This is a genomic window from Pseudonocardia hierapolitana (genome assembly GCF_007994075.1).
GTDB lineage: Bacteria > Actinomycetota > Actinomycetes > Mycobacteriales > Pseudonocardiaceae > Pseudonocardia > Pseudonocardia hierapolitana.
Map to the genome: position 1 here is coordinate 215380 of NZ_VIWU01000001.1, position 21145 is coordinate 236524.

Consider the following 21145-nt stretch of genomic DNA (forward strand, 5'->3'; position numbering starts at 1 on the left):
ACGAGTGTAACCACAACATGTAGGGGCAGGGGAAGCAGGACACCCCTATCGGTACGGGTGTGTCGACCGAACGGGACGAACTCCACGAGACCACCAGGTCACCACCGCAGAGCGTCAGCCGAAGGTCACCCTGAGCACCTGCCCGGGCTGCAGCGGCACCGATCCGAGCGAGTTGTCGGTGACGATCCGCTCGGCGAGCGCGGTGAGCTCGGGACCCGACGCCGCCGGGGCGAGACGCCGCGCGACCTCCCCGGGGGTGCGCTCCACCCCGACCGTGACGACGACGGTGCCCGCCGGCGCACGGACGGCCTCCTCCGCCGCGCGGACCGCCGCCGCCGAGTCGACCAGCACGCCGAGCCCGAACACCACCGCGGCCGCGACGACCGCGACGGCGAGCCCGGCGAGCACCCGACGCACCCGGGCGAAGAGCACCGACCCGCGCGGCACGGCGAGCGGCCGCCGCGCCAGCGGACGCAGGCCAGGCACGGGCAACGGCACCCGGCGGGCACCGGACGGCGCCTGCGGCCGCTCGACCTCCGCGGGGCGCACCGCCACGGCGCTCACCGCGGGCCGCACGGGCCGCGGACCGCTCCCCCGTCGACGCAGACCGCGCCGCCGCTCGCCAACGCGCCGGTCGAGCACCGGCTGCACGACCACTCCCCGCCCTTGCGCGCCGCGCTCGTACGTGCCCCGCTCGTACATGCCCCGCTCGTACATATCGCCGCCTCCGCTTCTTCCGCTGTGGCGCAAGCTGAACAAGTGTTCGAACGAACGTCTGTGCGAAGTGTCTACCACCCCGGTCCGACAGAATCGAGAAACGCGGGCGTGTCGTTCGAACATGTGTTTGGCGGCAAGCCCGATCGGGGCTACCGTCTAACGCGACGACGGTGGCGGCCGCACCATGCGGCACCCACCCCACACCAGCGGGCGGCCGACGCGCCGCCCACGAGGAGGAGGCGCAACAGATGGCACGGGACGACCCGGGCACCGGCAACGGCAACGACGCCGGGGCGACCGCGCAGGTGAGCACGTTCCCCGACCCGCCGACCGAGCCCGCGGGCCTCACCCCGCGGCAGCGCAAGGTCCTCGAGGTGATCCGCGACTGGGTCGAGCGGTTCGGCTACCCGCCGAGCGTGCGGGAGATCGGCGACGCCGTCGGCCTCACGTCCACCTCGTCGGTGCACCACCAGCTGCGCGCGCTCGAGCGGAAGGGCTACCTGCGGCGCGACCCCAACCGCACCCGGGCCGTCGACGTACGGGGCCCGGAGGACACGACCGACACCACCTCCGCCGCGCCGGAGAACACCACCACGAGCGACCTGCACCCCGCCCCCGCGATGGTCCCCCTGCTGGGCAACATCGCCGCCGGTGGACCGATCCTCGCCGAGCAGGCCGTCGAGAGCGTCTTCCCGCTCCCCCGCGAGATCGTCGGCGAGGGCACCCTCTTCCTGCTCAACGTCCGCGGCGACTCGATGATCGAGGCGGCCATCACCGACGGCGACTGGGTCGTCGTCCGCCAGCAGCCGGTCGCCGAGAACGGCGAGATCGTCGCCGCGATGATCGACGGCGAGGCCACCGTCAAGACGTTCAAGCGCCGCGACGACCACGTCTGGCTGATGCCGGCCAACCCCGCCTACGACCCGATCCCCGGCGACGACGCCACGGTGCTCGGGCGGGTGGTGGCGGTGTTGCGGAGGCTCTGAGGCGGTTGCGGCACGGCGCCGGTTGGGAGGCCGGGGCCGGGGCCGGCGGACCGAGCCGGGCGGGGCAGAGTCAAGGCCGGGAGCGGGCGGGGCGGGCCGGGTTGAGGGCAGAGTCAGTGCCGGCTCCGGCGGGCTGGCTGGGCTGGGCTGGGCTGGGAGCAGAGTCGGAGCCTCGGCGAACGGGGCCGACGAGCCGGGGTGATCGATCTGTGAGTGTGTCGGTGCGGTGCTCCTGGGTGGAGAACCGTCAGGCTCGGTGCCGGTGACCCGATGTGACTCGTGATCGATCTGGCCGCTTCGGCGTGCCCTGTCTCGGACTTGTTCCGTCGTGGTCGCCGGCACCGGCCCGGCTCACCGGTTGGCCTGATCAGAAGCCTGTCCGCCGGTTACGGCGTGACCCGTCACAGATGTGCCACGTGGTGACCCTCACCCGGGCCGGTGCCGCCTGTTGGACCCGTTCCCCGTCAGAAGGACCAGGCCCGTGCCCATGTTGGCAGAACGTGTCGACGCCGTCGTCGGTGTCGACACCCACCGTGACACCCACGACGACACCCACGACGCAGAAATCGCCCTCCCGACCGGAGCCCCGATCGCGACCTGCCAGGTCAGCAATGACTCCCGCGGCTACGCCGAGCTGCTGGCCTGGATCGGCGATCACGCTCCCGGGTCGCGGGTCGCCGTCGCGATCGAGGGCACCCGCAGCTACGGCATCGGACTAGCGCGCGCAGTCAGCGGTGCCGGTGTGATGGTGATCGAGTGCGAGCAGCCCAACCGCAAGTCCCGTCGCGGTCGGGGAAAGTCCGACGCGATCGACGCGCACCTGGCCGTGCTCACCGCGCTGCGGCTTGACGCCGACCAGCTCCCGAGCCCGCGCGCCGATGGTGACCGCGAAGCGCTCCGGATCCTGATGGACGCCGGGTCCTGATGGACGCCCGCCACGAGCTCACCGACAGCTCGACCGCTCAGACCAACCGGCTACGCGCACTGCTGCTGGGCGGCGACGACCGCGACCGTGACTTCGCCCGTGACTTCGCCCGTGGCACGCTCACCGACACCAGGCTCGCTGCGCTGGCCCGCCACCGTCCGGCCCGCGATGCCAGCCGCGAGCAGGTCGTGCGCCAGGCCGAGATCCGGCGCCTCGCTCTCGCACTGCGCGAGTCTCACCGCGCACTACGGGCCAACAGCCGCGAACTCCAGCGCATCGTGGACGACCTCGCTCCCGGGCTGACCGACCGCCGCGGCATCGGCCCGATCACCGCCGCCCAAGCGATCATCAGCTTCTCCCACCCCGGGCGCTGCCGCAACGAGGGCGCCTTCGCCGCGCTCGCCGGCGCCAGCCCGCTCGAGGCCAGCAGCGGCCACACCAAGCGCCACCGGCTCAACCGCGGCGGTGACCGCGCCCTCAACAGCGCACTGCACACCATCGCGATGGTCCGCATGCGCAGCTGCCCCACGACCAAGGCCTACCTCGCCCGCCGCACCGCCGAAGGGAAGACCACCCGAGAGATCCGACGCTGCCTCAAGCGCTACATCGCGCGCGAGCTCTACCGCTTCCTCACCGCGACCATCACGACCACAAGCAGCAACGCGTCCTCAGCCGCTTGACAGATATAGAAGCGTCCGAGCCGCGCCTCACAGCCGGGCGAACAGCGCTGAGGTGCGACTCGCATCGAAGACAGCGCGGTGATCTCACCGAGCAGTACGTCGCGGTTGCATCGGCAGCACTGAAGTGCGCCTCGCGCCGATCATCGGGTCGCGGCCACCGCGAGCAATACATCACCGCTGCTCGGACAGCGCTTCCGTGCGCCTCAGGTCGATCACAGTCGCTCTGAAGGCGTGATCACCGGCCCGGCGCGTTCTCGTGTCGAATTCGCCGTTCTCGCGCCAAAGCGCCGATCATGTCCGGCACGCCGCCTCCGGTGGCGCCGCGCGCCCCAGGGGCAGGCCTCTGGCCTGCCCGCACCGCATGCCCCAGGGGCCGCAGAGGCTCGCAGGTCAAGGGTCGCGCAGCGATCGCGAAGCGGCGCCGAAGGCGCCCTTGAGCTGTGAGGGGCGGGCCCGCACGATGGCGGCGCCACCGGAGGCCCTCGCCACCAACCCGCCCGCGCGCCCCTGTTCGGGTCACACACCATTTCGCAGCGCACGCTCCCCATCGAAGGGGCGCGGAAGCGGAGACGGGGTGCGGCAGCGGAACCGGGGTGCGTCAGCCGCGGCGCAGCCGGCCCCGCAACGCGGCTGCCGCCGTCACCAGGAGCAACACCCCCACCACCGCGCCGCCACCCAGCGCGGCGGGCAGCCAGGGTGGGGCCCCGGGGTCGGGCACGACCTCCGGGGCCGGCGGGAGCGGGGCTACGGGATCGGCTTCGCCCGCGAGCGCGGCGGCACCGGCCACACCGCGGATCTCGCCGCGCACCCCGCGGCGGGTCTCCGAGCCGGACAGCAGGGTGCCGTCCGGCTCGAACGCGATGGCCTCGCCCTGCGGCTCGTCGGGCAGCGGGACGCGGACGGGGGCCTGGTTGAAGGCGGCAACGAGGTCGCCTCCGCTCATCGGGAAGAGCCACGCGTCGGTGTAGGTCCGGACCGCGGCCACCGTGCCGTCGGCGCTCAGCGCGGCGCCGGTGATCAGCCGGGTCCCGATCCCGCCGACCGGACCGCCGAGCGTGTCCGACGCGGGCAGGGCCAGCTCCCCGACCCGCAGCAGCGGCGTCGGACCCTCACCGTCGGGCGCATCGGCGGTGCGGTAGAGGCCGGCGGGCCGGCCGACCTCCTTGGTGATCACGAACGGGCGGCCGTGGGAGTCCACCAGGAGGGCCTCGGCGTCGTGCGGTCCGTCGGGGTAGGCCAGTCGGTGCAGGCGGGCGTCACCGCGCTCGGGCAGGACGACGACCGCGACGGTCTCCCGGCGGCGCTCGTTGTCGCCGAGGTCACCGACCCAGAGGGCGCCGTCGGGCCCGACCGCGAGGTCCTCGACGTCGTAGGGATCGACGTCCGCGGCCCGGGTGTCGATCACGGCGCAGTTCGAGCGGTCGATGCGGTGGACCTGCACGCGCCGGCCACCGTCGCTCATCGCCCACAACCCACCGTCGTGCACGACCAGACCGGACAGCTCGTCGAGCCGTGGGTCGTCCACGGCACACCGCGACTCCGGCGCGGGCCCGCCGGCCAGGACCGATGGGCACAGCGCCAGTGCGACGAGCAGTCCGATCAGGGGGACATGCCGCCGTTCTGCTCGGGCGCGCCGACCAGGGCGTACGGCAGCACCGTCGTGGCCAGCTCCGCCCCGACGCGAGCACGCATCCGGGTGCCCTCCGGCGTGTGCTCCTCGCGCAGCACCTCGCCCTCCGTGTGCACGCGGGCGACGAGCGAGCCCTGCACGTACGGCAGGAGCAGCTCGATCTCGACCTCGGGTGTGGGCAGCAGCGCGGCGATCCGCTCGCGCAGCCGCCCGATGCCGTCGCCGGAACGGGCGGAGACGAACACCGCGTCCGGGAGCAGGTGCCGCAGCCGGGCCAGCTGGAGGTCGCCCGCGGCGTCGGTCTTGTTGACGACGAGCAGTTCGCGCGGCATCGAGCCCTGCTCCTCGCCGATCTCGACGAGCACCTGTCGGACCGCCTTGATCTGGTCCTCCGGCAGCACGTCGGAGGCGTCGACGACGTGCACGAGCAGGTCGGCCTCGGCCGTCTCCTCGAGGGTGGACCGGAAGGCCTCGACGAGCTGGTGGGGCAGGTGGCGCACGAACCCGACGGTGTCGGTGAGCGTGTAGGTGCGTCCGTCGCTGGTGGACGTACGGCGCGTGGTGGGGTCGAGGGTGGCGAACAGCGCGTTCTCGACGAGCACGCCGGCGCCGGTGAGCGCGTTGAGCAGGCTCGACTTGCCGGCGTTGGTGTACCCGACGATCGCGACCGACGGCACGTCGCGGCGCCGCCGCACCCCGCGCTGCGTGTCGCGCACCTGCTTCATGCCCGAGATCTCGCGGCGGAGCTTGGCCATCCGGTTGCGGATGCGCCGCCGGTCGAGCTCGATCTTGGTCTCACCGGGGCCACGGCCACCGATGCCGACGCCGCCCGCGGCCCGGCCGCCGACCTGCCGCGACAGCGCCTCACCCCACCCGCGCAGGCGCGGGAGCAGGTAGGACAGCTGGGCCAGCTCGACCTGCGCCTTGCCGTCCTTGGAGCGAGCGTGCTGGGCGAAGATGTCGAGGATCAACGCGGTGCGGTCGATGACCTTGACCTTGAGCTTCTCCTCCAGCTGGCGCAGCTGGCCGGGCGAGAGCTCACCGTCGGCGATCACGGTGTCGGCGCCCGCGGCCTCGACGGCGTCGCGCAGCTCGTCGACCTTGCCGGAGCCGATGTAGGTGGCCGGGTCGGGCCGGGCGCGGCGCTGGACGAGGCCGTCGAGCACCTGGGAGCCCGCGGTCTCGGCGAGGCGGGCGAGCTCGGTGAGCGAGGCCGTCGCCTGCTCGGCGGTGCCCTCGGTCCAGACCCCGACGAGCACGACGCGTTCGAGGCGCAGCCGGCGGTACTCGACCTCGGTGACGTCGGCGAGTTCGGTGGACAGGCCCGCGACGCGGCGCAGCGAGCTGCGCTCCTCGAGCTCGTAGTCGCCCTGGGTGGGGCGCAGCTCCTCGGCGGGGATGGACAGGGCGGGTTCAGTCATCGTGGTAGTCATGCTCCCACGTCAACGCTCCGGACGTCCTCTCTGATTCCGCGTGCCGTCCGAATCGACCTGAACGGCACCGCTACCCGGGTAGATCGAGAGGTAGACGGCCACCGCCTCGCCCTCCATGGACTCGGGACGGGCGGCGTAGCGGTCGAGCACCGCCCACAGCTCGGAGCGCAGCGCGGCCGCGTCGGCCGGGGGCAGCCGGACGGCGAGCCTGCTCTGCTTCAGCGCGGGCAGGCCGACCTCCGTGACCTCGTCGAGGTAGGCCTCCAGCATCGCCTCGGCGAGCGTTGGGTCGCTCCCCGCATCCTCGAGGGACCACGACAGCCGGGTACCGCGGTACGGGATCTCGGTCGACCCGCGCGGGCCGGGGCGGGCCGGGAGCGCCTCCAGGAAACCGTGCCGGACCAGCCGCCGAACGTGGTGCAGCGTGGTGGCCGGGTCCCGGTGCAGCCGCGCGGCGATCTGCGCGTTGGTCAGCGGCTCGTGCAGCGTCAGCCGGACGATCCGCAGGCGGACGGCGGAGGCGAGCGTGGCGGCCTCGGCCTCGGTGGCGGGTCGCCGCTTCACGGACATCGTGCCACCGTACCGATTGACGCTTTCCAAGCGGTCATCCACGATCGAATGATGAGCCTGTGGCGGCACCGCGACTTCCTGCTGCTCTGGGCGGGCGAGACGGTCAGCCAGGTCGGCACGATGGTCAGCCACCTCGCGTTGCCGCTGCTCGCCGCCACCTCGCTCGGGGCGACGGCCTGGGAGATGGGGCTGCTGGTCGCCGCGGAGCGCGGGGCGTTCCTGCTGGTGGGGCTCCCCGCGGGGGTGCTCATGGACCGCGTGCGGCGGCGGCCGGTGATGATCGCCGCTGATCTGGTGCGGTTCGCCCTGTTCGCGAGCATCCCGCCGGCGTGGGCGTTCGGGGTGCTGACCTTCGCGCAGCTACTGGTCGTCGCGCTCCTCGCCGGTGTCGCAACCGTGTTCTTCGACGTCGGCTACCAGTCCGTTCTGCCGGCCGTCGTCGGGCGCGCCGGACTCGTCGACGGCAACGCGAAGCTGGAGTCGACGCGCGCCGCGGCCGAGACGGCCGGGCCCGCGCTGGGCGGCGGTCTGGTGCAGCTGGTCGGCGCGGCGGCCGCGGTGCTCCTCGACGCGGTCACCTACCTCGTCTCCGCCGCGTTCCTCCTGCGGATGCGCACGCGGGAGGCCGTCCCCGCCCGCGACCCGGCCCGCTCGCTGCGCGCCGAGATGGCCGAGGGCATGCGCTATGTCCTCGGCCACCCGCTGCTGCGCCCGATCACGCTGTGCACCGGCACGGCCAACCTGTTCGGCGGGGTGCTCGCCGCCGTGTCGGTGCTGTTCCTCGCCCGCGAGCTGAGCCAGCCGCCGGCCGTGATCGGGCTGGTGCTCGCCGCCGGCAGCGCGGGTGGCGTGCTCGGCGCGCTCACCTCGGGCCGGTGGATCCGAGTGCTCGGGCAGGGGCGCACCGTCGTCATCTCACTGCTCGTGACGGGGCCGGTCGCGCTCGTGCTCCCGCTGGCCACTCCCGGCGCGGGCCTCGGCTGGTTCGCGCTCGGCATGGCTGCCGTGGCCTACGGCGGGGTGGTCTACAACGTCGCGCAGGTGAGCTTCCGCCAGGCCGTCACCCCCGACCGCCTGCTCGGCCGGATGAACGCGAGCATCCGGTTCCTCGTGTGGGGCACGATCCCGCTCGGCGGCTTGCTCGGCGGCGCGCTCGGCGAACTGCTCGGGCTGCGGGCGACGCTGCTGATCGCGGCCGTGGGCACGGTGCTCAGCCCGGTGTGGGTGGTCGCCTCACCGCTGCGACGGCTGCGCGACCTCCCGGATGCCGTGCCTCAGACCTGAGCCCACCACGTCGGGGTCAGCTCGCCGTGCGCGACGAGCACGGCGGGACCGTGCAGGACCGTGGTGCCGTTCTCCACTGTGACGCGCAGCCGCCCACCCGGCGCCTGCACGCTGACCGTGCCGGTGTCCCGGCCAGCGTGGCGCAGCACCGCGACGACCGCGGCCACGGTGCCGGTGCCGCACGACCGGGTCTCCCCCACTCCGCGCTCGTGCACGCGCATGGCGACCTCGTCGCCCTGCAGCGGGCTGACGAACTCGACGTTCACCCCGTGCGGGAACAGGGCGGGATCGTGGCCCGGGGGGCGCGTGAGGTCCAGCCCCTGCAGCGGCACGTCCGTGACGCACGCCAGGTGCGGGTTGCCGACGTCGACCGCCACGCCGGTGAACGCCTGCCCGTCCACGCTGGCCGTGCCCTCGTCGCCGACGGTGGCAGGGCCCATGTCGACGGAGACGTCCTCACCGGCGACGCGCACGGTGCGCACGCCGCCGCGCGTGCCCAGCTTCAGCTCGGTGCCGGACAGCCAGCCGGCGTGCTCGAGGTAGCGGGCGTAGACGCGGACGCCGTTGCCGCACATCTCGGCGATGCTGCCGTCGGCGTTGCGGTAGTCCATGAACCACTCGACGCCGGGCTCCGGTGGCGGCCCGTCCCCCAGTGCATCCCAGCGCACGATCCGCAGCACGCCATCGGCACCGAGGCCGCGGCGCCGGTCGCACAGCGCGGCGACCCGGGCGGGCGTCAGGTCCAGCTCGCCGTCAGGGTCCGGGAGGAGCACGAAGTCGTTCTCCGTGCCGTGTCCCTTGCTGAAGCGCACCACCTCACGAGCCTACGTGCTGCCCCAGATGCCGCAGAGCCGCCGTCAACGGGTCGGGACCTGCACCGTCCAGCCAGTGGATGCGCCGGTCGCGCCGGAACCAGGAGCGCTGCCTGCGGACGAACCGGCGCGTGGCCACCACCGTGTCGGCGGCCGCGGCGGAGAGGTCTCCCGCGCCGTCCAGCGCGGCCACGACCTGCTGGTACCCGAGCGCGCGGGACGCGGTGCGGCCGTCACGGAGCCCACGCGCGAGCAGCCCGCGGGTCTCCTCGACGAGTCCCCCTGCGAACATGCGGGCCACCCGGCGGGCCACCCGCAGGTCGAGCTCCGCCGTCGGGCGGTCGATCCCGAGCAGCACGGCGTCGTAGCGGGGCGTGCCCGAGGTCGGCAGCCGGGCGGGGAACGGCTTCCCGGTCAGCGCGACCACCTCGAGGGCCCGCACGATCCGGCGGCCGTTCGACGGGAGCACCACCTCTGCGGCGGCCGGGTCCACCGCGGCGAGGCGGCGGTGCAGCGCGGCGGGTCCCCGCTCGGCCAGCTCGGCCTCCAGCTCCGCCCGCAGCGCGGGGTCGGTGCCGGGGAACTCGAGGTCGTCCACGACCGCCTGCACGTACAGACCGGACCCGCCCACCAGCACCGGCGTCCGGCCCGCCGCGAGCAGCCGCTCGACGACGTCCCGCGCGTCCCGCTGGTAGGCCGCCACCGCGGCCGTGTCGGTCACGTCGAGGACGTCGAGCAGGTGGTGCGGCACGCCCGCCCGCTCGCGCGGTGTCAGCTTGGCCGTGCCGACGTCCATCCCGCGGTAGAGCTGCATCGCGTCGGCGTTGACCACCTCGCCGTCCAACGCCTCGGCCAGTGCCACCCCGAGGTCGGACTTCCCGGTCGCGGTGGGGCCGACGACCGCGATCAGCCGGTTCATGCGCCCGGACTCCAGACCGCGACGTGGTAGGTGACGCCGTGCGGGGCCGCCGAGTGCAGCAGCTCGCCGCGCCATCCCGGGCCGGTCGCCGCCGCGAGCACCTGCCACGGCGCACGCCCGGTGGCGTGCAGCGACCCGGCCGTCCCGGCGTCGAGTTCGGCGAGCGCGTCGACGTCGGCGGCGCGCAGGGCCGCGGCAACTGTGCCGTCGAACGCCGCCGCCTCACCCGCGAGCTCGACGAACCGGGGATCGCGGCCGACGCCGACCGCCGCTCCGTCGCCGAGCACCAGCAACCCGACCGGCTCCGGATCGTCGGCGCACTCCGCTGCGATGGCGGCTCCGAGCGCGGCGCAGTCCGGGCGGGGGGCGTGCGGCGGCAGGAGCTCTCCCCGGACGGACACGGCCGCGCCGGTCGCGCCCGCGGCCCAGCCCGCGACCAGCAGCGGCAGCGGGAGGCACAGGTCGGCGGCACCCGCGGCGGCCGGGCCGAGCGCGATCTCGACGTCCACACCGAACCCGCGGAAGCTGCCCCGTGCCTGCGGCCCGACCGTCCGCCGTCCACCGGGGTCGGAACCCACCGCGATCCAGCGCCGCGCCGCCCCCGCGAGCCGCGCGGCGGCGTCGGCGACCGCCGCGCGCAGCTGCCGCACGCCCGTCGACGCGCCGGTTGCCAGCTCCGGCACGAGCAGCGGCGGCTCGGGGAGCACGGCGACCATCGTGAGCACGGAGCGCAGCGTAAGCGGCACCGCTGCGCTACTCCGACGTGCCATCCGGGGCGCAGCGCCCGTCCGGGCTGTTCCGGTCCGCCCCCGGAGCTGTTTGAATCGCGAGGGGCCACCGGTTCGGCGGAACCGGTCAGGGCCGATGTGCACGGCCCCGTCTCCGGGCGGGGCGCCCGTCGCTCGCGGCGGGCCGGAGCGAGGAGGACGACCGTGTCGGAGCATCAGGGGAGCAGAACGCCGGAGCCGGTTGAGGACCGGGCCTCGGACCAAGCGCAGGTCACGCGGCCGGTGGTACGCGGTGCGGGAGCCGGGGCCGAACCCGGCGCCGAGGTGGAGGCCTCGGCCACCGCCCCCGCCTTCGACGCCGAGAGCCCGGTGCACCCGGCCGGGCACGCACCCACGGCGAACCCGGCGGACACCGCACCGGTCACGGAGCCGGTCCTCGGGCCGCCTCCAGGTGCCGATGCCCCGGCGCCTGGCGCCGGGCCCGACAGCACGGATCCTGTGGCCGCCGCTCCACCTGCGCCCACACCGCCCCCTGCGCCGACACCCCCGATCCCGGCACCCCCGGTCCCGCCGCAGCCGGCCCGGCCCGGCCCACCGCCCACCGACGCGTCGGCCGCTGACCCGGGCCCGGTCCCGCCACCGGGGCACCCCGATGGTCCCGCCGCCGACCCGGCGCCGTCCCCACTCCCGGACGGCGGACCCGCTGCCGGTGTGGCCCCTGCCGCCGACCCGGCCCCGGGTGCACCCCCGACCACCGGCGAGCGACCGGTCCCGCCGCCCGGCCCGGTGCCGGGACCGCCGCCGGCTGCGCGTCCGCCCGCGCCCGCCCGGCCCGCACCGCCCCGCCCGGCGCCACCGCCTCGGCCCGCGCCTCCGGCCCGTCCCGTGTCGCCGGCGGCTGTGCGTCCCGAGCCCGTGGCGGCCCCCGCCGCCGAGCCTTCGGCCCACATCGCCGTCGCCCAGGCGAGCGCAGACCCGGGACGCTGGGGCCGCGTCGACGCCGAGGGCACCATCTACGTCCGCACCGCCGACGGCGAGCGGGTCGTCGGCTCGTGGCAGGCAGGTGAGCCCGAGGAGGGGCTCGCCCACTTCGCCCGCCGGTTCGACGACATGCTCACCGAGGTCGAACTGCTCGCCACCCGGCTCGCGGCGGGCGGCGGCGACCCGAAGCACACGTTGAGCAGCGCGAAGACCATCCGGGACGGGCTGGACGAGGCCACCGTCGTCGGCGATCTCGTCGGCCTGCGCGCCCGTCTCGACGAACTGGTGGCCGAGGCGGAAGCCGCGGTGGGCGCTGCCCGGTCGGCCCGCGACGCGCAACGCAGCGCGGCCATCGCCCGCAAAGAGGCACTCGCCGCGGAGGCCGAGACGCTCGCCGTCGAGGCCACGCAGTGGAAGCAGGCGGGCGACCGGTTCAAGTCGATCCTCGACGAGTGGCGCACCATCCGCGGCATCGACCGCAAGACCGACGAGCTGCTGTGGAAGCGGTTCTCGAAGGCGCGCGAGTCGTTCAACCGGCGCCGCGGCTCCCACTTCGCCGATCTCGACCGCCAGCGCGCTGCGGCCAAGGCCCGCAAGGAGGAGCTGGCGCTCGAGGCCGAGAAGCTCGCCGACTCCGACGACTGGGGCCCCACCGCCGCCCGGTTCCGCGACCTGATGGCCGAGTGGAAGGCGGCTGGCCGCGCCCAGAAGGAGGCCGACGACGCGCTGTGGCAGCGCTTCCGCACCGCCCAGGACGCATTCTTCGCGCGGCGGTCCGAGACGTTCGCCGAGCGTGACGCCGAGTTCGCCGCCAACGCCGAGGCCAAGAAGGCGCTGCTCGTGGAGGCCGAGAGGATCGACACCTCGGACCCGGCCGCGGCGCGCGCCGCGCTGCGCTCGATCCAGGAGCGCTGGGAGGAGATCGGCAAGGTCCCGCGCGACGACATCCGCCCCCTCGAGGCCCGCCTGCGCGCCGTCGAGGAGAAGGTCCGTGACGCGGCCGACCGGCAGTGGCAGCGCACCGACCCGGAGGCGGAGGCGCGCGTGGCGCAGTTCCGGGAGCGGGTGGCCCAGTTCGAGGCCCAGGCCGAGAAGGCGCGGGCCGCAGGCGACACCCGCCGTGCCGAGCAGGCCGAGAGCCAGGCCGACCAGTGGCGCGAGTGGCTGGCGACCGCGGAGCAGGCGGTCCAGCACCGCTGATGATCGGCTCGTCGCGTGGGCGGCCACACCCCGGCCGCCCACGCAGCGATCTGCAGGACAGCCAGGGCAAAGATCGTCGCTACGGTGCAACCCCGGCCACATATGGCCGTCGAGGCACCAGACTGCTGATCAGTCCCAAGGGGCGCACCCCAGGGCAAAGATCACCACGTCGGTGCGTTCCCGGCCAGATGCGGCCGCCCGAGCACCAAGTCGCTGATCATGTCCGGCCGGCGGCGGGCCATGGCGGCCAAGATCATCGCCCTGGTGCACCATCGGCCAAATGCGGCCGCCCAGGCACCGATCTGCTGATCATGACAAGACCGCCGGCGGTCTCCGCCGGCAAGATCATCACCTTGGTGCACCATCGGCCGGATAAGGCCGTCCAGGCGCCGATCCGGTGATCATGGCTTCTGCCTGCGGCCGGCCCGGGCCAGCCCCTTGACCGAGATCATCAGGTGGGTGCCTCACCGGCCACATGTGGCCGCTCATGCACCCGTCCGATGATCTTGGTCGCGAGTTCGGCGAAACGGCCACGCGGAGGCCGACCCGCGCGCGACGCTGCGGCCATGACGACCTACCCGACGCTGTTCATCCTCCTGCAGGCGCAGGACGGCCTCATCACCCCCGCGCAGGCCGAGGAGCACAGGCTCCCGTCCCGGACGCTGCGCGGGCGCACCCAGAATGGCGACTGGGAGCGGGTGGCGCCACGGGTGTACCTGGCCGGAGGCCACCCGTACGACGATCGCGCCCGCATCCGGGCTGCGGGGTTGTGGGCCGGCGAGGCCGCCGCGGTGTCAGGACCTGCCGCGGCGTGGTGGCACGGGATGCTGGAGAAGGCCCCGGCCGACGTCACGGTCACCGTGCCCCGGCGCCTCGGCCTCCGTGGCTACCCGGGCTTCACGGTGCGCAGAAGGGACCTCGATCCCGACGACGTCACGCAGGTGAAGGGGCTCCGGCTGAGCGGCCACGCGCTCACGGCGCTGGAGACCGCGATCGCCGTTCCCGACGGCTCGGCCTTCCTCGACCGCGCCCTGCAGAAGCACGTCCCGTTCCACGAGGTGTACCGGGCCTACTGCCGCAACATGGGAGCGCGCGGCTTCGCCCGAGCCGCCGCACTGCTCATCGCCGCCGCCGACCGCGCGGACTCCGCTGCCGAACGGATCCTCGTCGAGCTTCTCCGTGCGGCCGGGCTCTCCGGCTGGAAGGTGGGACTCCCGTTCCAGCAGTGGAAGATCGACATCTCCTTCCCGGCCGAGCGGATCGCAATCGAGATCGACAGTTGGGCCTGGCACACCGACGTGCAGCGCTTCCGCACCGACCGCTACAAGGGAAACGCCCTGGTCGGAGCGGGCTGGACCCTCCTGCGCTTCACCTGGCACGACCTGACCAATCGCCCCGACTACGTCATCGCCCAGATCCGGGCCGCCCTTTTCACGGCCACCGCCACCGCCTGATCCCGCCCGCCAGCCCAGGCAAGATCACCGGCCGGGCGCACCGGCGGCCGGATACTGCCACCCACGCCCCGAACCGGTGATCACAGGATTGCCCGGCCCGGCCGCCAACCATCAAGATCACCAACTGGGCGCACCCGCGGCCGGATACGGCCGCCCGAGCACCGAGCCGATGATCACGGGCGCCGCCCAAGGAAGATCACCAAGTTGGCGCACTGGCGGCCACATGCCGCCGCCCACGCACCCGCCGGATGCTCACCCGTTACCGGCGCGTCGCGATCCGCACCCAGGTCCCCGCGAGCACCAGCACGGCGAGGACCGCCAGGACCAGGCCGATGCCCGCCCCTGTTGCGCCCGCGGGCACCGCGACCTGCCGCGACCAGATCGCCCACACCCCGGTCACCACCGAGATCCCGCAGCCGACGGCCGCGAGCCACGCCAGGCCGAACCAGCGCAGGGCGAGGGCGAGGGCGGAGCACACGAGGCCGAACGCGAGCGACGTGCCGGCGAAGAGCGGTGGGAGCAGACCGAGCGGGGCGAGGCCCGCGAGCACCTCCCAACCCTGCACGGAGCCGGTCCACGGCAGCATCAGCGAGCCGATGAGCACGAGCATCGCCACCGACACGACGAGCGCCGACGGGCCGGGGTCGATGCGGTGTTCGGCACGCCGTTCCGCGCGGCGCAGCTCGGCGTCGAGGGCGGCGAGCTCGTCGGGCACCTTGCGTTCGTCTCCGTCGTCGGTCACGCGTTCACCCCGCAGGCGGGCGCGGCCGCCGCGGGCTGGGCAGGGGGCGCACCGAAGCCCGGCAGGCCCAGACCGGTGGCGGTGCCGCCGGGACGGGTGCCGGACTCGTGGACGTCGCCCGCCCGCGTGCGCCGGTGGGACAGGACCGGGCCGTCGGCCACCAGGTGGTGCGGCGCGCCGTAGCCGATCGCCACCTCCACGACGTCGCCGGGCCGGATGGGCAGGTCACCGGGGGCGAAGTGCACGAGCCGCCCGTCGCGGGCGCGGCCGCTCATCCGGCGGGTGGCGCCGTCCTTGCGCCCCTCGCCGGTGGAGACCAGCACCTCGACGACCCGGCCCTCCAGGGCCCGGTTCTGCTGCCAGGAGATCTCCTCCTGCAACGCGACGAGCCGCTCGTAGCGCTCCTGGACGACGGCCTTGGGCAGCTGGTCGGGCAGTGACGCCGCCGGGGTGCCGGGCCGAGGCGAGTACTGGAACGTGAACGCCTGCGCGAACCGGGCCGTCTCGACCACGTCGAGGGTGGCCTGGAAGTCCTCCTCGGTCTCGCCGGGGAAGCCGACGATGATGTCGGTGGAGATCGCCGCGTCCGGCAGGGACGCGCGCACCTCGTCGAGGATCGCCAGGTACCGGGACGAGCGGTAGGAGCGGCGCATCCGGCGCAGCACGTCGTCGGAGCCGGACTGCAGCGGCATGTGCAGCTGCGGGCAGACGTTGGGCGTCTCGGCCATCGCAGCGATCACGTCGGAGGTGAAGTCCCGGGGGTGCGGCGAGGTGAACCGCACGCGCTCGAGGCCCTCGACGTCGCCGCAGGCGCGCAGCAGCTTGGCGAACGCGCCGCGGTCGCCGAACTCGACGCCATAGGAGTTGACGTTCTGCCCGAGCAGCGTCACTTCGAGGACGCCGTCGGCGGCGAGCGCCTGCACCTCGGCGAGCACGTCGCCGGGCCTGCGGTCCTTCTCCTTGCCGCGCAGCGACGGGACGATGCAGAACGTGCAGGTGTTGTTGCAGCCCACCGAGATCGACACCCAGCCGGCGTAGGCGGACTCCCGGCGCGCGGGCAGCGTGGAGGGGAAGACCTCGAGGGACTCGGCGATCTCCACCTGGGCGGCCTGGTTGTGCCGGGCCCGCTCCAGCAGCACGGGAAGCGCGTGCACGTTGTGGGTGCCGAACACGACGTCCACCCACGGCGCCTTCCGGACGATCGTGTCGCGGTCCTTCTGCGCGAGGCAGCCTCCCACGGCGATCTGCATCCCGGGGCGCGACGCCTTGACCGGCCGCAGGTGGCCGAGGTTGCCGTAGAGCCGGTTGTCGGCGTTCTCCCGCACCGCACAGGTGTTGAACACGACGACGTCCGCGTCGTCGGATCCGGACCGCTCGTAGCCCGCGGCCTCGAGCAGGCCGGCCATCCGCTCGGAGTCGTGCACGTTCATCTGACACCCGTAGGTGCGGATGGTGTAGCTGCGGGTCACAGCCAATGAGGGTAGGCCGTTGCCGCCCGTTCGACCGCACCGGCCGGGCACGGCAGGATGCCCGCATGGTGGATCGCCGCACGGTCCTGCGCGGCCTGCTGTCCGGCGCCGCCGCGCTCGGCCTGCTCGGGGTGCCGGGCTGTGCCTCGCGGTTCGCGGGCGTCCGGCTCACGCTCGCGACCGGCGGCACCCAGGGCGTCTACTACAACCTGGGCAACGCGCTCGCCGACGCCTGGCAGGCGCAGCTCGATCTCGACGCCCGCCCGGCCGTGCTGTCCACGGCGGGGTCGGTGGACAACCTGGAGAGGCTCGCCTCCCGCACGGCCGACGTCGTGTTCAGCCAGGTCGACACGGCGGCCGACCAGCTCGCTCGCACCGCCGAGAACGACCCGCGGTCACCACGCACCCTCGCCCGCATCTACGACGACGTGGTGCACGTCGTGGTACCCGCGTCGGCACCGGCGACGAGCCTCGCCGACCTGCGCGGCGCGCGGGTCTCCGTCGGCGCGCCCGACTCCGGCGTGCGGGTGATCGCCGAACGGTTGCTGACCGCGGCCGGGCTCTCCCCCGCAACCGACTTCCAGGCCCTGCAGCTGGGGATCAACGAGTCGGTCGAGGCCATGGCGAGCGGTGCGATCGACGCGTTCTTCTGGGTCGGTGGCCTGCCCACGCGGGGGGTGACCACACTGTCGGAGGCGCTGCCGATCCGGCTGCTGAACCTGGAGGACCTGATCACGCCGGTGCGTGCCACGTACCCCGTGTACGCCGCGGGAACGGTGCCCGCCCAGACCTACGGCATCCCCGACCCGATCTCCACCCTGCTCGTGCGCAACTTCCTGGTCGTCAGGACGGAGATGCCTGACGACGTGGCGAACGCCCTGGTCGAAAGCCTGTTCGCCGCCCAGGAGCAGCTGGCGGCGGTGAGCCCGGCGGCACTCACGATCGACCTGCGGGCCGCGATCGGGACGCAGCCGGTGCCACTGCACCCGGGGGCGGAACGCTTCTTCCGCGGCGAGAAGGACCCCTGATCAGACCTCCGCGCGCAGGGCCGCCAGCTGGGCGACCGTGCGGTTGATCATGCCGCGGAACAGGTCCTCGCCGAAATCGTTCATCGGGGACAGGTGGCCGACCAGCTCGAGCATCACGAGCCCGTGCATCTGGGCGCGCAGCTCGTAGAACAGGGCCAGCGCACCGAGCGGCAGCGTCAGCTTGTCCGTGTCGGCCTCGGCGAGTCGCTCGGCACCCGGCTGTACCGGGATCTTCTCCAGCTGCGCCGTGGTCCACCCGTCGAAGACGACCTCGCGGAACGGCTCGGCCAGGCTCACCGCCGCACCGATCACCTCCGCGCGCGATGGCGGCTCGTACCCGGGCACCGGGGTGCCGTAGAGCAGCAGGAACGCCGGGCGGTTCGCCAGCGCCCACCGCCGGTAGGCGTTGGTGGCCGCGAACAGCCGTTCGCCCTGCGGGCGCCCGCGGGTGGCGTCCGTGGCGTCCGCGACCGCGGCGGCCAGCGCCCGGTGGCCGTCGATCACCAGCGCGGTCAGCAGCTCGTCGCGACTGTCGAAGTAGTGATAGAGCGACTGCACCGTCATCCCGACGGCCCGCGCGACGCCCCGCAGCGAGAGGCCGCCCGGCCCGCCCTCGGCCAGCTGCTCGAGGGCGGCGGCCTTGATCTCCTGCACGGTCTCGGCCCGCCGCCGCTCCCGTACCGATCCTTCAACTGACACCGACAGTTCTCCTTGACACTGTTAGGCAGCATCCCGATACTGGCACTGCTCGCACAGACTAACAGCGTCAGGCAGGAGCGGAGATGCGCACAGTTCTCGCGGATGCCCGGCGGGGGCATCCCGGCCTCTACGGGCTGACGCTCGCGATGGCGGCCCTCGCGCTCGTGACGGCGGTTCTCGCCGTGGTCGACCAGCGCGAGCTGCTCGGAGCGCCGCTCTGGTTCAAGCCCCTGAAGTTCTCGCTCTCGATCATGCTGTACGGGGCCGCCCTGGCGTGGATGCTCTCCCGGCTGCCCGGGCGGGGCATGTGGCGGGCGGGCTGGCTCATCACCGTCGGAGCCGTGCTCGAGATGGTGGTCATCGTCGGGCAGGCGGCGCGCGGTGTGCGCAGCCACTTCAACGACGACAGCGCGTTCGACGTGGCGCTCTACTCGATCATGGGCGCGACGATCGTCGTCGTCTGGCTGGCGACGGTGGCGATCGCGCTGCGGTTCCTGCGCGAACGCTCGGCCGACCGCGTGACGAGCTCGGCGGTGCGGCTCGGGCTCCTCGTCGGGCTGGCCGGCATGGCCGTCGGGTTCCTCCTCTCCGCGAACGGCGGACACGCCGTCGGTGTGCCGGACGGCGGACCAGGCCTGCCCTTCGTCGGCTGGAGCACCACCGGCGGTGACCTGCGGATCGGCCACTTCATCGGCATGCACGCCCTGCAGCTGCTGCCGCTGCTCGCCGCCGGTCTCGCCGCGCTGGATCCGGCCCGGCTCGACGAGACCGCCCGTGTCCGCGTCGTCCAGATCGTCGCGGCCGGCTACGCCGGGCTCGTCGTGCTGGTGACGTGGCAGGCGCTGCGCGGGCAGCCGCTGCTCGCGCCCGACGCGGTCACGCTCGCCGCCCTCGGCGCCCTGTTGCTCGCCACCGGCGGGGCGCTCGCGGGCGTGCTGCGCCGCTCACCCGTCCTCACCACCGTCTGAGGTAGCCGTGGATCCCCAGCTGCTGTTCACACTCACGTTCCCGCTCGCGGCGCCGTTCTGGGCGCTGATGATCCTCGCGCCCGGCTGGTCGGTCACGCGTCGGATCATCGGCTCGCCGCTGATCGTCGTGCCGCCGGTGCTCGTCTACGCCGCGCTGGTGCTCCCGCAGTTCACCACGGTGTTCGCGGCGGTGGCGTCGCCCGAACTCCCCGGCGTCGCGGCGCTGCTCGCGACGCCCGTGGGCGCCGCGGCGGGCTGGGCCCACTTCATCGCGTTCGACCTGTTCGTGGGCCGATTCATCTACCTCGACAGCCGGGAGCGCGGCATCCACGCGCTGATCGCGGCCCCGGTGCTGGTGCTGACGATCCTGCTGGGGCCGCTCGGGCTGCTCGCGCACCTGTTGCTGCGTGCCGTGCTCCCTCGCACGCGGTTGCACCGAGATGGCCTCACTGCGGCCCCGTTGCCGTAAGGCCACCTTGCTGCAACTCGGCGTCCTCGCCATCGCTTTCCTCGGGAGGCTGCGGGAACCTCGCCACCACCCGTAGCCCACCACCGGAGGGCAGCTCGAGCGCCAGCTCGCCGCCTGCAACCTCCAGTGTGCGGGCGGCGATCGCCAGTCCGAGGCCCGAACCCTCCGTGTTGCTCTGGCCCGGGCTGCGCCAGAACCGGCCGGTCGCGCGCTCGAGCTCCTCCGGGGCCATGCCGGGACCGGTGTCGCGCACGGCGATCTCCACCCGGCCGTCGACGGAGGCGGTGCGCACCGAGATCGCGCTGCCCGCCGGTGCGAACTTCACCGCGTTGTCCAGCACGGCGTCGAGGACGGTCTCGATCGCGCCGTCCGGCGCCAGCACCCGCAGGCCGGTCACCCCGCCGCGGACCAGGTCCAGGTCCATGTGCTCGGCGAGCGGACGCCACGCGTCGACGCGGTCCTCCACCCCGGCGTCGACGTCGGCCACGACGTTCGGCGCGGTGCGCTCGGCCCTCGCGAGCGTCAGCAGCCCGTCGAGCAGCGTGGACAGCCGCTCGGCCTCCTCGAGCGCGGCGGCGTGGTCCTCGGCCGCGACGGCGTCGACGTGCCCGTCGAGGTTGGACAGCCGCAGGCGCAGCGCCGTGAGCGGGTTGCGCAGCTGGTGGCTCGCGTCGGCGACGAACGCGCGCTGCGCGGCGTACGCCTGTGCCACGGTCCCGGCCATGCGGTCGAAGGAGACCGACAGCCGGCGCAGCTCCGGCGGCCCGGTCCCGTCGGCCACCGGTTCCGGGTCGGCCCCGGCCAGCACGGCGGAGGCCACCCGGCCGGTGCCCTCGTCGAGGCGCCGGACCGGACGCAGGATCCAGCGGACGATCGGCAGCGCCACGACCACCCCCATCGCCAGCGCGGCCAGACCCGCGGCCACGACCAGCGACCACACCCGCAGCTCTTCCGCGCGCAGGGCGTCGGTCGGCGAGATGGTGACGGCCACGCCCCGCACCTCGGTGTCGACCAGCACGGGCTCGGCGAGCACCAGCGGGCGCTCGTCCCACGGCAGGATCAGCGGGTAGACCTCGGAGCGGCGGTTGGCGAGCGCGAGCTCCACCCGCTCCCGCGCGTCCCCGTCGAGTATCGGCGGCGGCTGCCGGGATGTCGCCACCAGCCTGCCGTCCTCGTCCAGCACGAGAACGGCCACCCCGTAGACCTCGTCGTAGCGTTCGAGCTCGGTGCCCAGCCCCGTGGTGTCGGCCTGCGTGATGGGCCGCTCCGCGACCGAGGCGTAGAAGATCGTGTCGGTCAGGCGGTCGGTGAACATCGCGAGCTGCCGGGCCTGGGCGTAGGACAGCGCGAGCGGCACGCCGAGCCCGGCGGCGAGCAGTCCCACCAGGAACAGCACGATCACCAGCAGGCGGGCGGCCACTAGTGCGCCCCACCGGGGGTCCGGTGCGTAT

The 21145-nt window shown here is 73.9% G+C and carries 20 protein-coding genes; 9 read left to right on the plus strand and 11 right to left on the minus strand.

The window, feature by feature from the left end:
* Nucleotides 1-114: 114 nt before the first annotated feature.
* Nucleotides 115-717 (minus strand): hypothetical protein, encoded by a 603-nt coding sequence (locus FHX44_RS01050; RefSeq protein ID WP_147253722.1) that lies wholly within the window; start codon nucleotides 715-717, stop codon nucleotides 115-117.
* 248 nt (nucleotides 718-965) lie between these two features.
* On the opposite strand from FHX44_RS01050, the gene lexA reads away from it, so the two are divergent.
* The 3 genes from lexA to FHX44_RS01065 all read left to right on the plus strand — a co-directional run bounded on the left by lexA (nucleotide 966) and on the right by FHX44_RS01065 (nucleotide 3308).
* The gene (gene lexA / locus FHX44_RS01055; RefSeq protein ID WP_147253723.1) at nucleotides 966-1703 is read left to right on the plus strand and encodes a transcriptional repressor LexA; all 738 of its coding nucleotides are present in this window, start codon (nucleotides 966-968) and stop codon (nucleotides 1701-1703) included.
* Nucleotides 1704-2190: 487 nt separating this feature from the next.
* Nucleotides 2191-2628, plus strand: a complete 438-nt coding sequence (locus FHX44_RS01060) for an IS110 family transposase (RefSeq protein ID WP_147253724.1) — start codon at nucleotides 2191-2193, stop codon at nucleotides 2626-2628.
* The gene (locus tag FHX44_RS01065) at nucleotides 2628-3308 is read left to right on the plus strand and encodes a transposase (protein ID WP_147253725.1); all 681 of its coding nucleotides are present in this window, start codon (nucleotides 2628-2630) and stop codon (nucleotides 3306-3308) included. Before FHX44_RS01060 ends, FHX44_RS01065 begins: the two co-directional genes overlap by 1 nt.
* Before the next feature lie 598 nt (nucleotides 3309-3906).
* On the opposite strand, the gene FHX44_RS01070 is transcribed toward FHX44_RS01065, so the two are convergent.
* The 3 genes from FHX44_RS01070 to FHX44_RS01080 all read right to left on the minus strand — a co-directional run bounded on the left by FHX44_RS01070 (nucleotide 3907) and on the right by FHX44_RS01080 (nucleotide 6941).
* Nucleotides 3907-4833, minus strand: a complete 927-nt coding sequence (locus FHX44_RS01070) for a hypothetical protein (protein ID WP_147253726.1) — start codon at nucleotides 4831-4833, stop codon at nucleotides 3907-3909.
* A 74-nt stretch (nucleotides 4834-4907) separates the two neighbouring features.
* On the minus strand, nucleotides 4908-6359 hold the full coding sequence (gene hflX, locus FHX44_RS01075) for a GTPase HflX (RefSeq protein ID WP_147253727.1): 1452 nt from the start codon (nucleotides 6357-6359) through the stop codon (nucleotides 4908-4910).
* Nucleotides 6360-6380: 21 nt separating this feature from the next.
* Entirely contained in the window at nucleotides 6381-6941 is a 561-nt protein-coding gene (locus FHX44_RS01080) for an ArsR/SmtB family transcription factor (RefSeq protein WP_147253728.1), read from the minus strand.
* Nucleotides 6942-6992: 51 nt separating this feature from the next.
* Here FHX44_RS01080 and FHX44_RS01085 point away from each other — a divergent pair, with 51 nt between their 5' ends.
* Nucleotides 6993-8225 (plus strand): MFS transporter, encoded by a 1233-nt coding sequence (locus tag FHX44_RS01085; protein WP_147253729.1) that lies wholly within the window; start codon nucleotides 6993-6995, stop codon nucleotides 8223-8225.
* Here FHX44_RS01085 and dapF read toward each other — a convergent pair.
* Genes dapF through FHX44_RS01100 form a run of 3 tightly spaced genes read right to left on the minus strand, consistent with a single transcriptional unit; the run spans nucleotide 8216 to nucleotide 10672 of the window.
* Nucleotides 8216-9037 carry a diaminopimelate epimerase gene (dapF, locus tag FHX44_RS01090; protein ID WP_147260838.1) on the minus strand — a complete coding sequence of 274 codons (822 nt, stop codon included), beginning with the start codon at nucleotides 9035-9037 and terminating at the stop codon, nucleotides 8216-8218. The genes FHX44_RS01085 and dapF overlap by 10 nt on opposite strands.
* A gap of 4 nt (nucleotides 9038-9041) precedes the next feature.
* Nucleotides 9042-9956 carry a tRNA (adenosine(37)-N6)-dimethylallyltransferase MiaA gene (gene miaA, locus FHX44_RS01095; RefSeq protein WP_147253730.1) on the minus strand — a complete coding sequence of 305 codons (915 nt, stop codon included), beginning with the start codon at nucleotides 9954-9956 and terminating at the stop codon, nucleotides 9042-9044.
* Nucleotides 9953-10672, minus strand: a complete 720-nt coding sequence (locus tag FHX44_RS01100) for a class III extradiol ring-cleavage dioxygenase family protein (RefSeq protein WP_246170891.1) — start codon at nucleotides 10670-10672, stop codon at nucleotides 9953-9955. Before FHX44_RS01100 ends, miaA begins: the two co-directional genes overlap by 4 nt.
* Nucleotides 10673-11584: 912 nt before the next feature.
* Between FHX44_RS01100 and FHX44_RS01105 the strand changes: the two genes are divergently transcribed.
* Both FHX44_RS01105 and FHX44_RS01110 read left to right on the plus strand, forming a co-directional pair.
* Nucleotides 11585-12865 carry a DUF349 domain-containing protein gene (locus FHX44_RS01105; RefSeq protein WP_425469099.1) on the plus strand — a complete coding sequence of 427 codons (1281 nt, stop codon included), beginning with the start codon at nucleotides 11585-11587 and terminating at the stop codon, nucleotides 12863-12865.
* Between the two features lie 566 nt (nucleotides 12866-13431).
* On the plus strand, nucleotides 13432-14319 hold the full coding sequence (locus FHX44_RS01110) for an endonuclease domain-containing protein (RefSeq protein ID WP_170308721.1): 888 nt from the start codon (nucleotides 13432-13434) through the stop codon (nucleotides 14317-14319).
* A gap of 259 nt (nucleotides 14320-14578) precedes the next feature.
* Here FHX44_RS01110 and FHX44_RS01115 read toward each other — a convergent pair whose 3' ends face one another.
* Both FHX44_RS01115 and miaB read right to left on the minus strand, forming a co-directional pair.
* On the minus strand, nucleotides 14579-15061 hold the full coding sequence (locus tag FHX44_RS01115; protein WP_147253734.1) for an Rv2732c family membrane protein: 483 nt from the start codon (nucleotides 15059-15061) through the stop codon (nucleotides 14579-14581).
* Nucleotides 15058-16530, minus strand: coding sequence for a tRNA (N6-isopentenyl adenosine(37)-C2)-methylthiotransferase MiaB (miaB, locus tag FHX44_RS01120; RefSeq protein ID WP_147253735.1), 1473 nt, complete (start codon nucleotides 16528-16530; stop codon nucleotides 15058-15060). Before miaB ends, FHX44_RS01115 begins: the two co-directional genes overlap by 4 nt.
* 65 nt (nucleotides 16531-16595) lie before the next feature.
* On the opposite strand from miaB, the gene FHX44_RS01125 reads away from it, so the two are divergent.
* Complete coding sequence (locus FHX44_RS01125) at nucleotides 16596-17558, plus strand: TAXI family TRAP transporter solute-binding subunit (RefSeq protein ID WP_147253736.1); 963 nt, start codon at nucleotides 16596-16598, stop codon at nucleotides 17556-17558.
* Here the strand turns inward: FHX44_RS01125 and FHX44_RS01130 are convergent, their stop codons facing one another.
* A complete protein-coding gene (locus FHX44_RS01130) occupies nucleotides 17559-18257 on the minus strand; it encodes a TetR/AcrR family transcriptional regulator (RefSeq protein WP_170308723.1) in 699 nt (232 codons plus the stop codon).
* An 83-nt stretch (nucleotides 18258-18340) separates the two neighbouring features.
* Here FHX44_RS01130 and FHX44_RS01135 point away from each other — a divergent pair, with 83 nt between their 5' ends.
* Entirely contained in the window at nucleotides 18341-19225 is an 885-nt protein-coding gene (locus FHX44_RS01135; RefSeq protein WP_147253738.1) for a hypothetical protein, read from the plus strand.
* Nucleotides 19226-19232: 7 nt separating this feature from the next.
* Nucleotides 19233-19694: an ABA4-like family protein gene (locus tag FHX44_RS01140; RefSeq protein WP_246170143.1), complete on the plus strand. Its 462-nt coding sequence runs from the start codon at nucleotides 19233-19235 to the stop codon at nucleotides 19692-19694.
* Here FHX44_RS01140 and FHX44_RS01145 read toward each other — a convergent pair.
* Nucleotides 19672-21114 carry a sensor histidine kinase gene (locus FHX44_RS01145; RefSeq protein ID WP_147253739.1) on the minus strand — a complete coding sequence of 481 codons (1443 nt, stop codon included), beginning with the start codon at nucleotides 21112-21114 and terminating at the stop codon, nucleotides 19672-19674. The genes FHX44_RS01140 and FHX44_RS01145 overlap by 23 nt on opposite strands.
* Between the last annotated feature and the right edge of the window lie 31 nt (nucleotides 21115-21145).

Coding starts and splice junctions, on each gene's coding strand:
- FHX44_RS01060 (WP_147253724.1), top strand. CDS start 2,191: ATGTTGGCAGAACGTGTCGACGCCGTCGTCGGTGTCGACACCCACCGT.
- FHX44_RS01065 (WP_147253725.1), top strand. CDS start 2,628: ATGGACGCCCGCCACGAGCTCACCGACAGCTCGACCGCTCAGACCAAC.
- FHX44_RS01085 (WP_147253729.1), top strand. CDS start 6,993: ATGAGCCTGTGGCGGCACCGCGACTTCCTGCTGCTCTGGGCGGGCGAG.
- FHX44_RS01050 (WP_147253722.1), bottom strand. CDS start 717: ATGTACGAGCGGGGCATGTACGAGCGGGGCACGTACGAGCGCGGCGCG.
- FHX44_RS01080 (WP_147253728.1), bottom strand. CDS start 6,941: ATGTCCGTGAAGCGGCGACCCGCCACCGAGGCCGAGGCCGCCACGCTC.
- FHX44_RS01135 (WP_147253738.1), top strand. CDS start 18,341: ATGCGCACAGTTCTCGCGGATGCCCGGCGGGGGCATCCCGGCCTCTAC.
- hflX (WP_147253727.1), bottom strand. CDS start 6,359: ATGACTGAACCCGCCCTGTCCATCCCCGCCGAGGAGCTGCGCCCCACC.
- FHX44_RS01125 (WP_147253736.1), top strand. CDS start 16,596: ATGGTGGATCGCCGCACGGTCCTGCGCGGCCTGCTGTCCGGCGCCGCC.
- miaA (WP_147253730.1), bottom strand. CDS start 9,956: ATGAACCGGCTGATCGCGGTCGTCGGCCCCACCGCGACCGGGAAGTCC.
- lexA (WP_147253723.1), top strand. CDS start 966: ATGGCACGGGACGACCCGGGCACCGGCAACGGCAACGACGCCGGGGCG.
- FHX44_RS01100 (WP_246170891.1), bottom strand. CDS start 10,672: ATGGTCGCCGTGCTCCCCGAGCCGCCGCTGCTCGTGCCGGAGCTGGCA.
- FHX44_RS01110 (WP_170308721.1), top strand. CDS start 13,432: ATGACGACCTACCCGACGCTGTTCATCCTCCTGCAGGCGCAGGACGGC.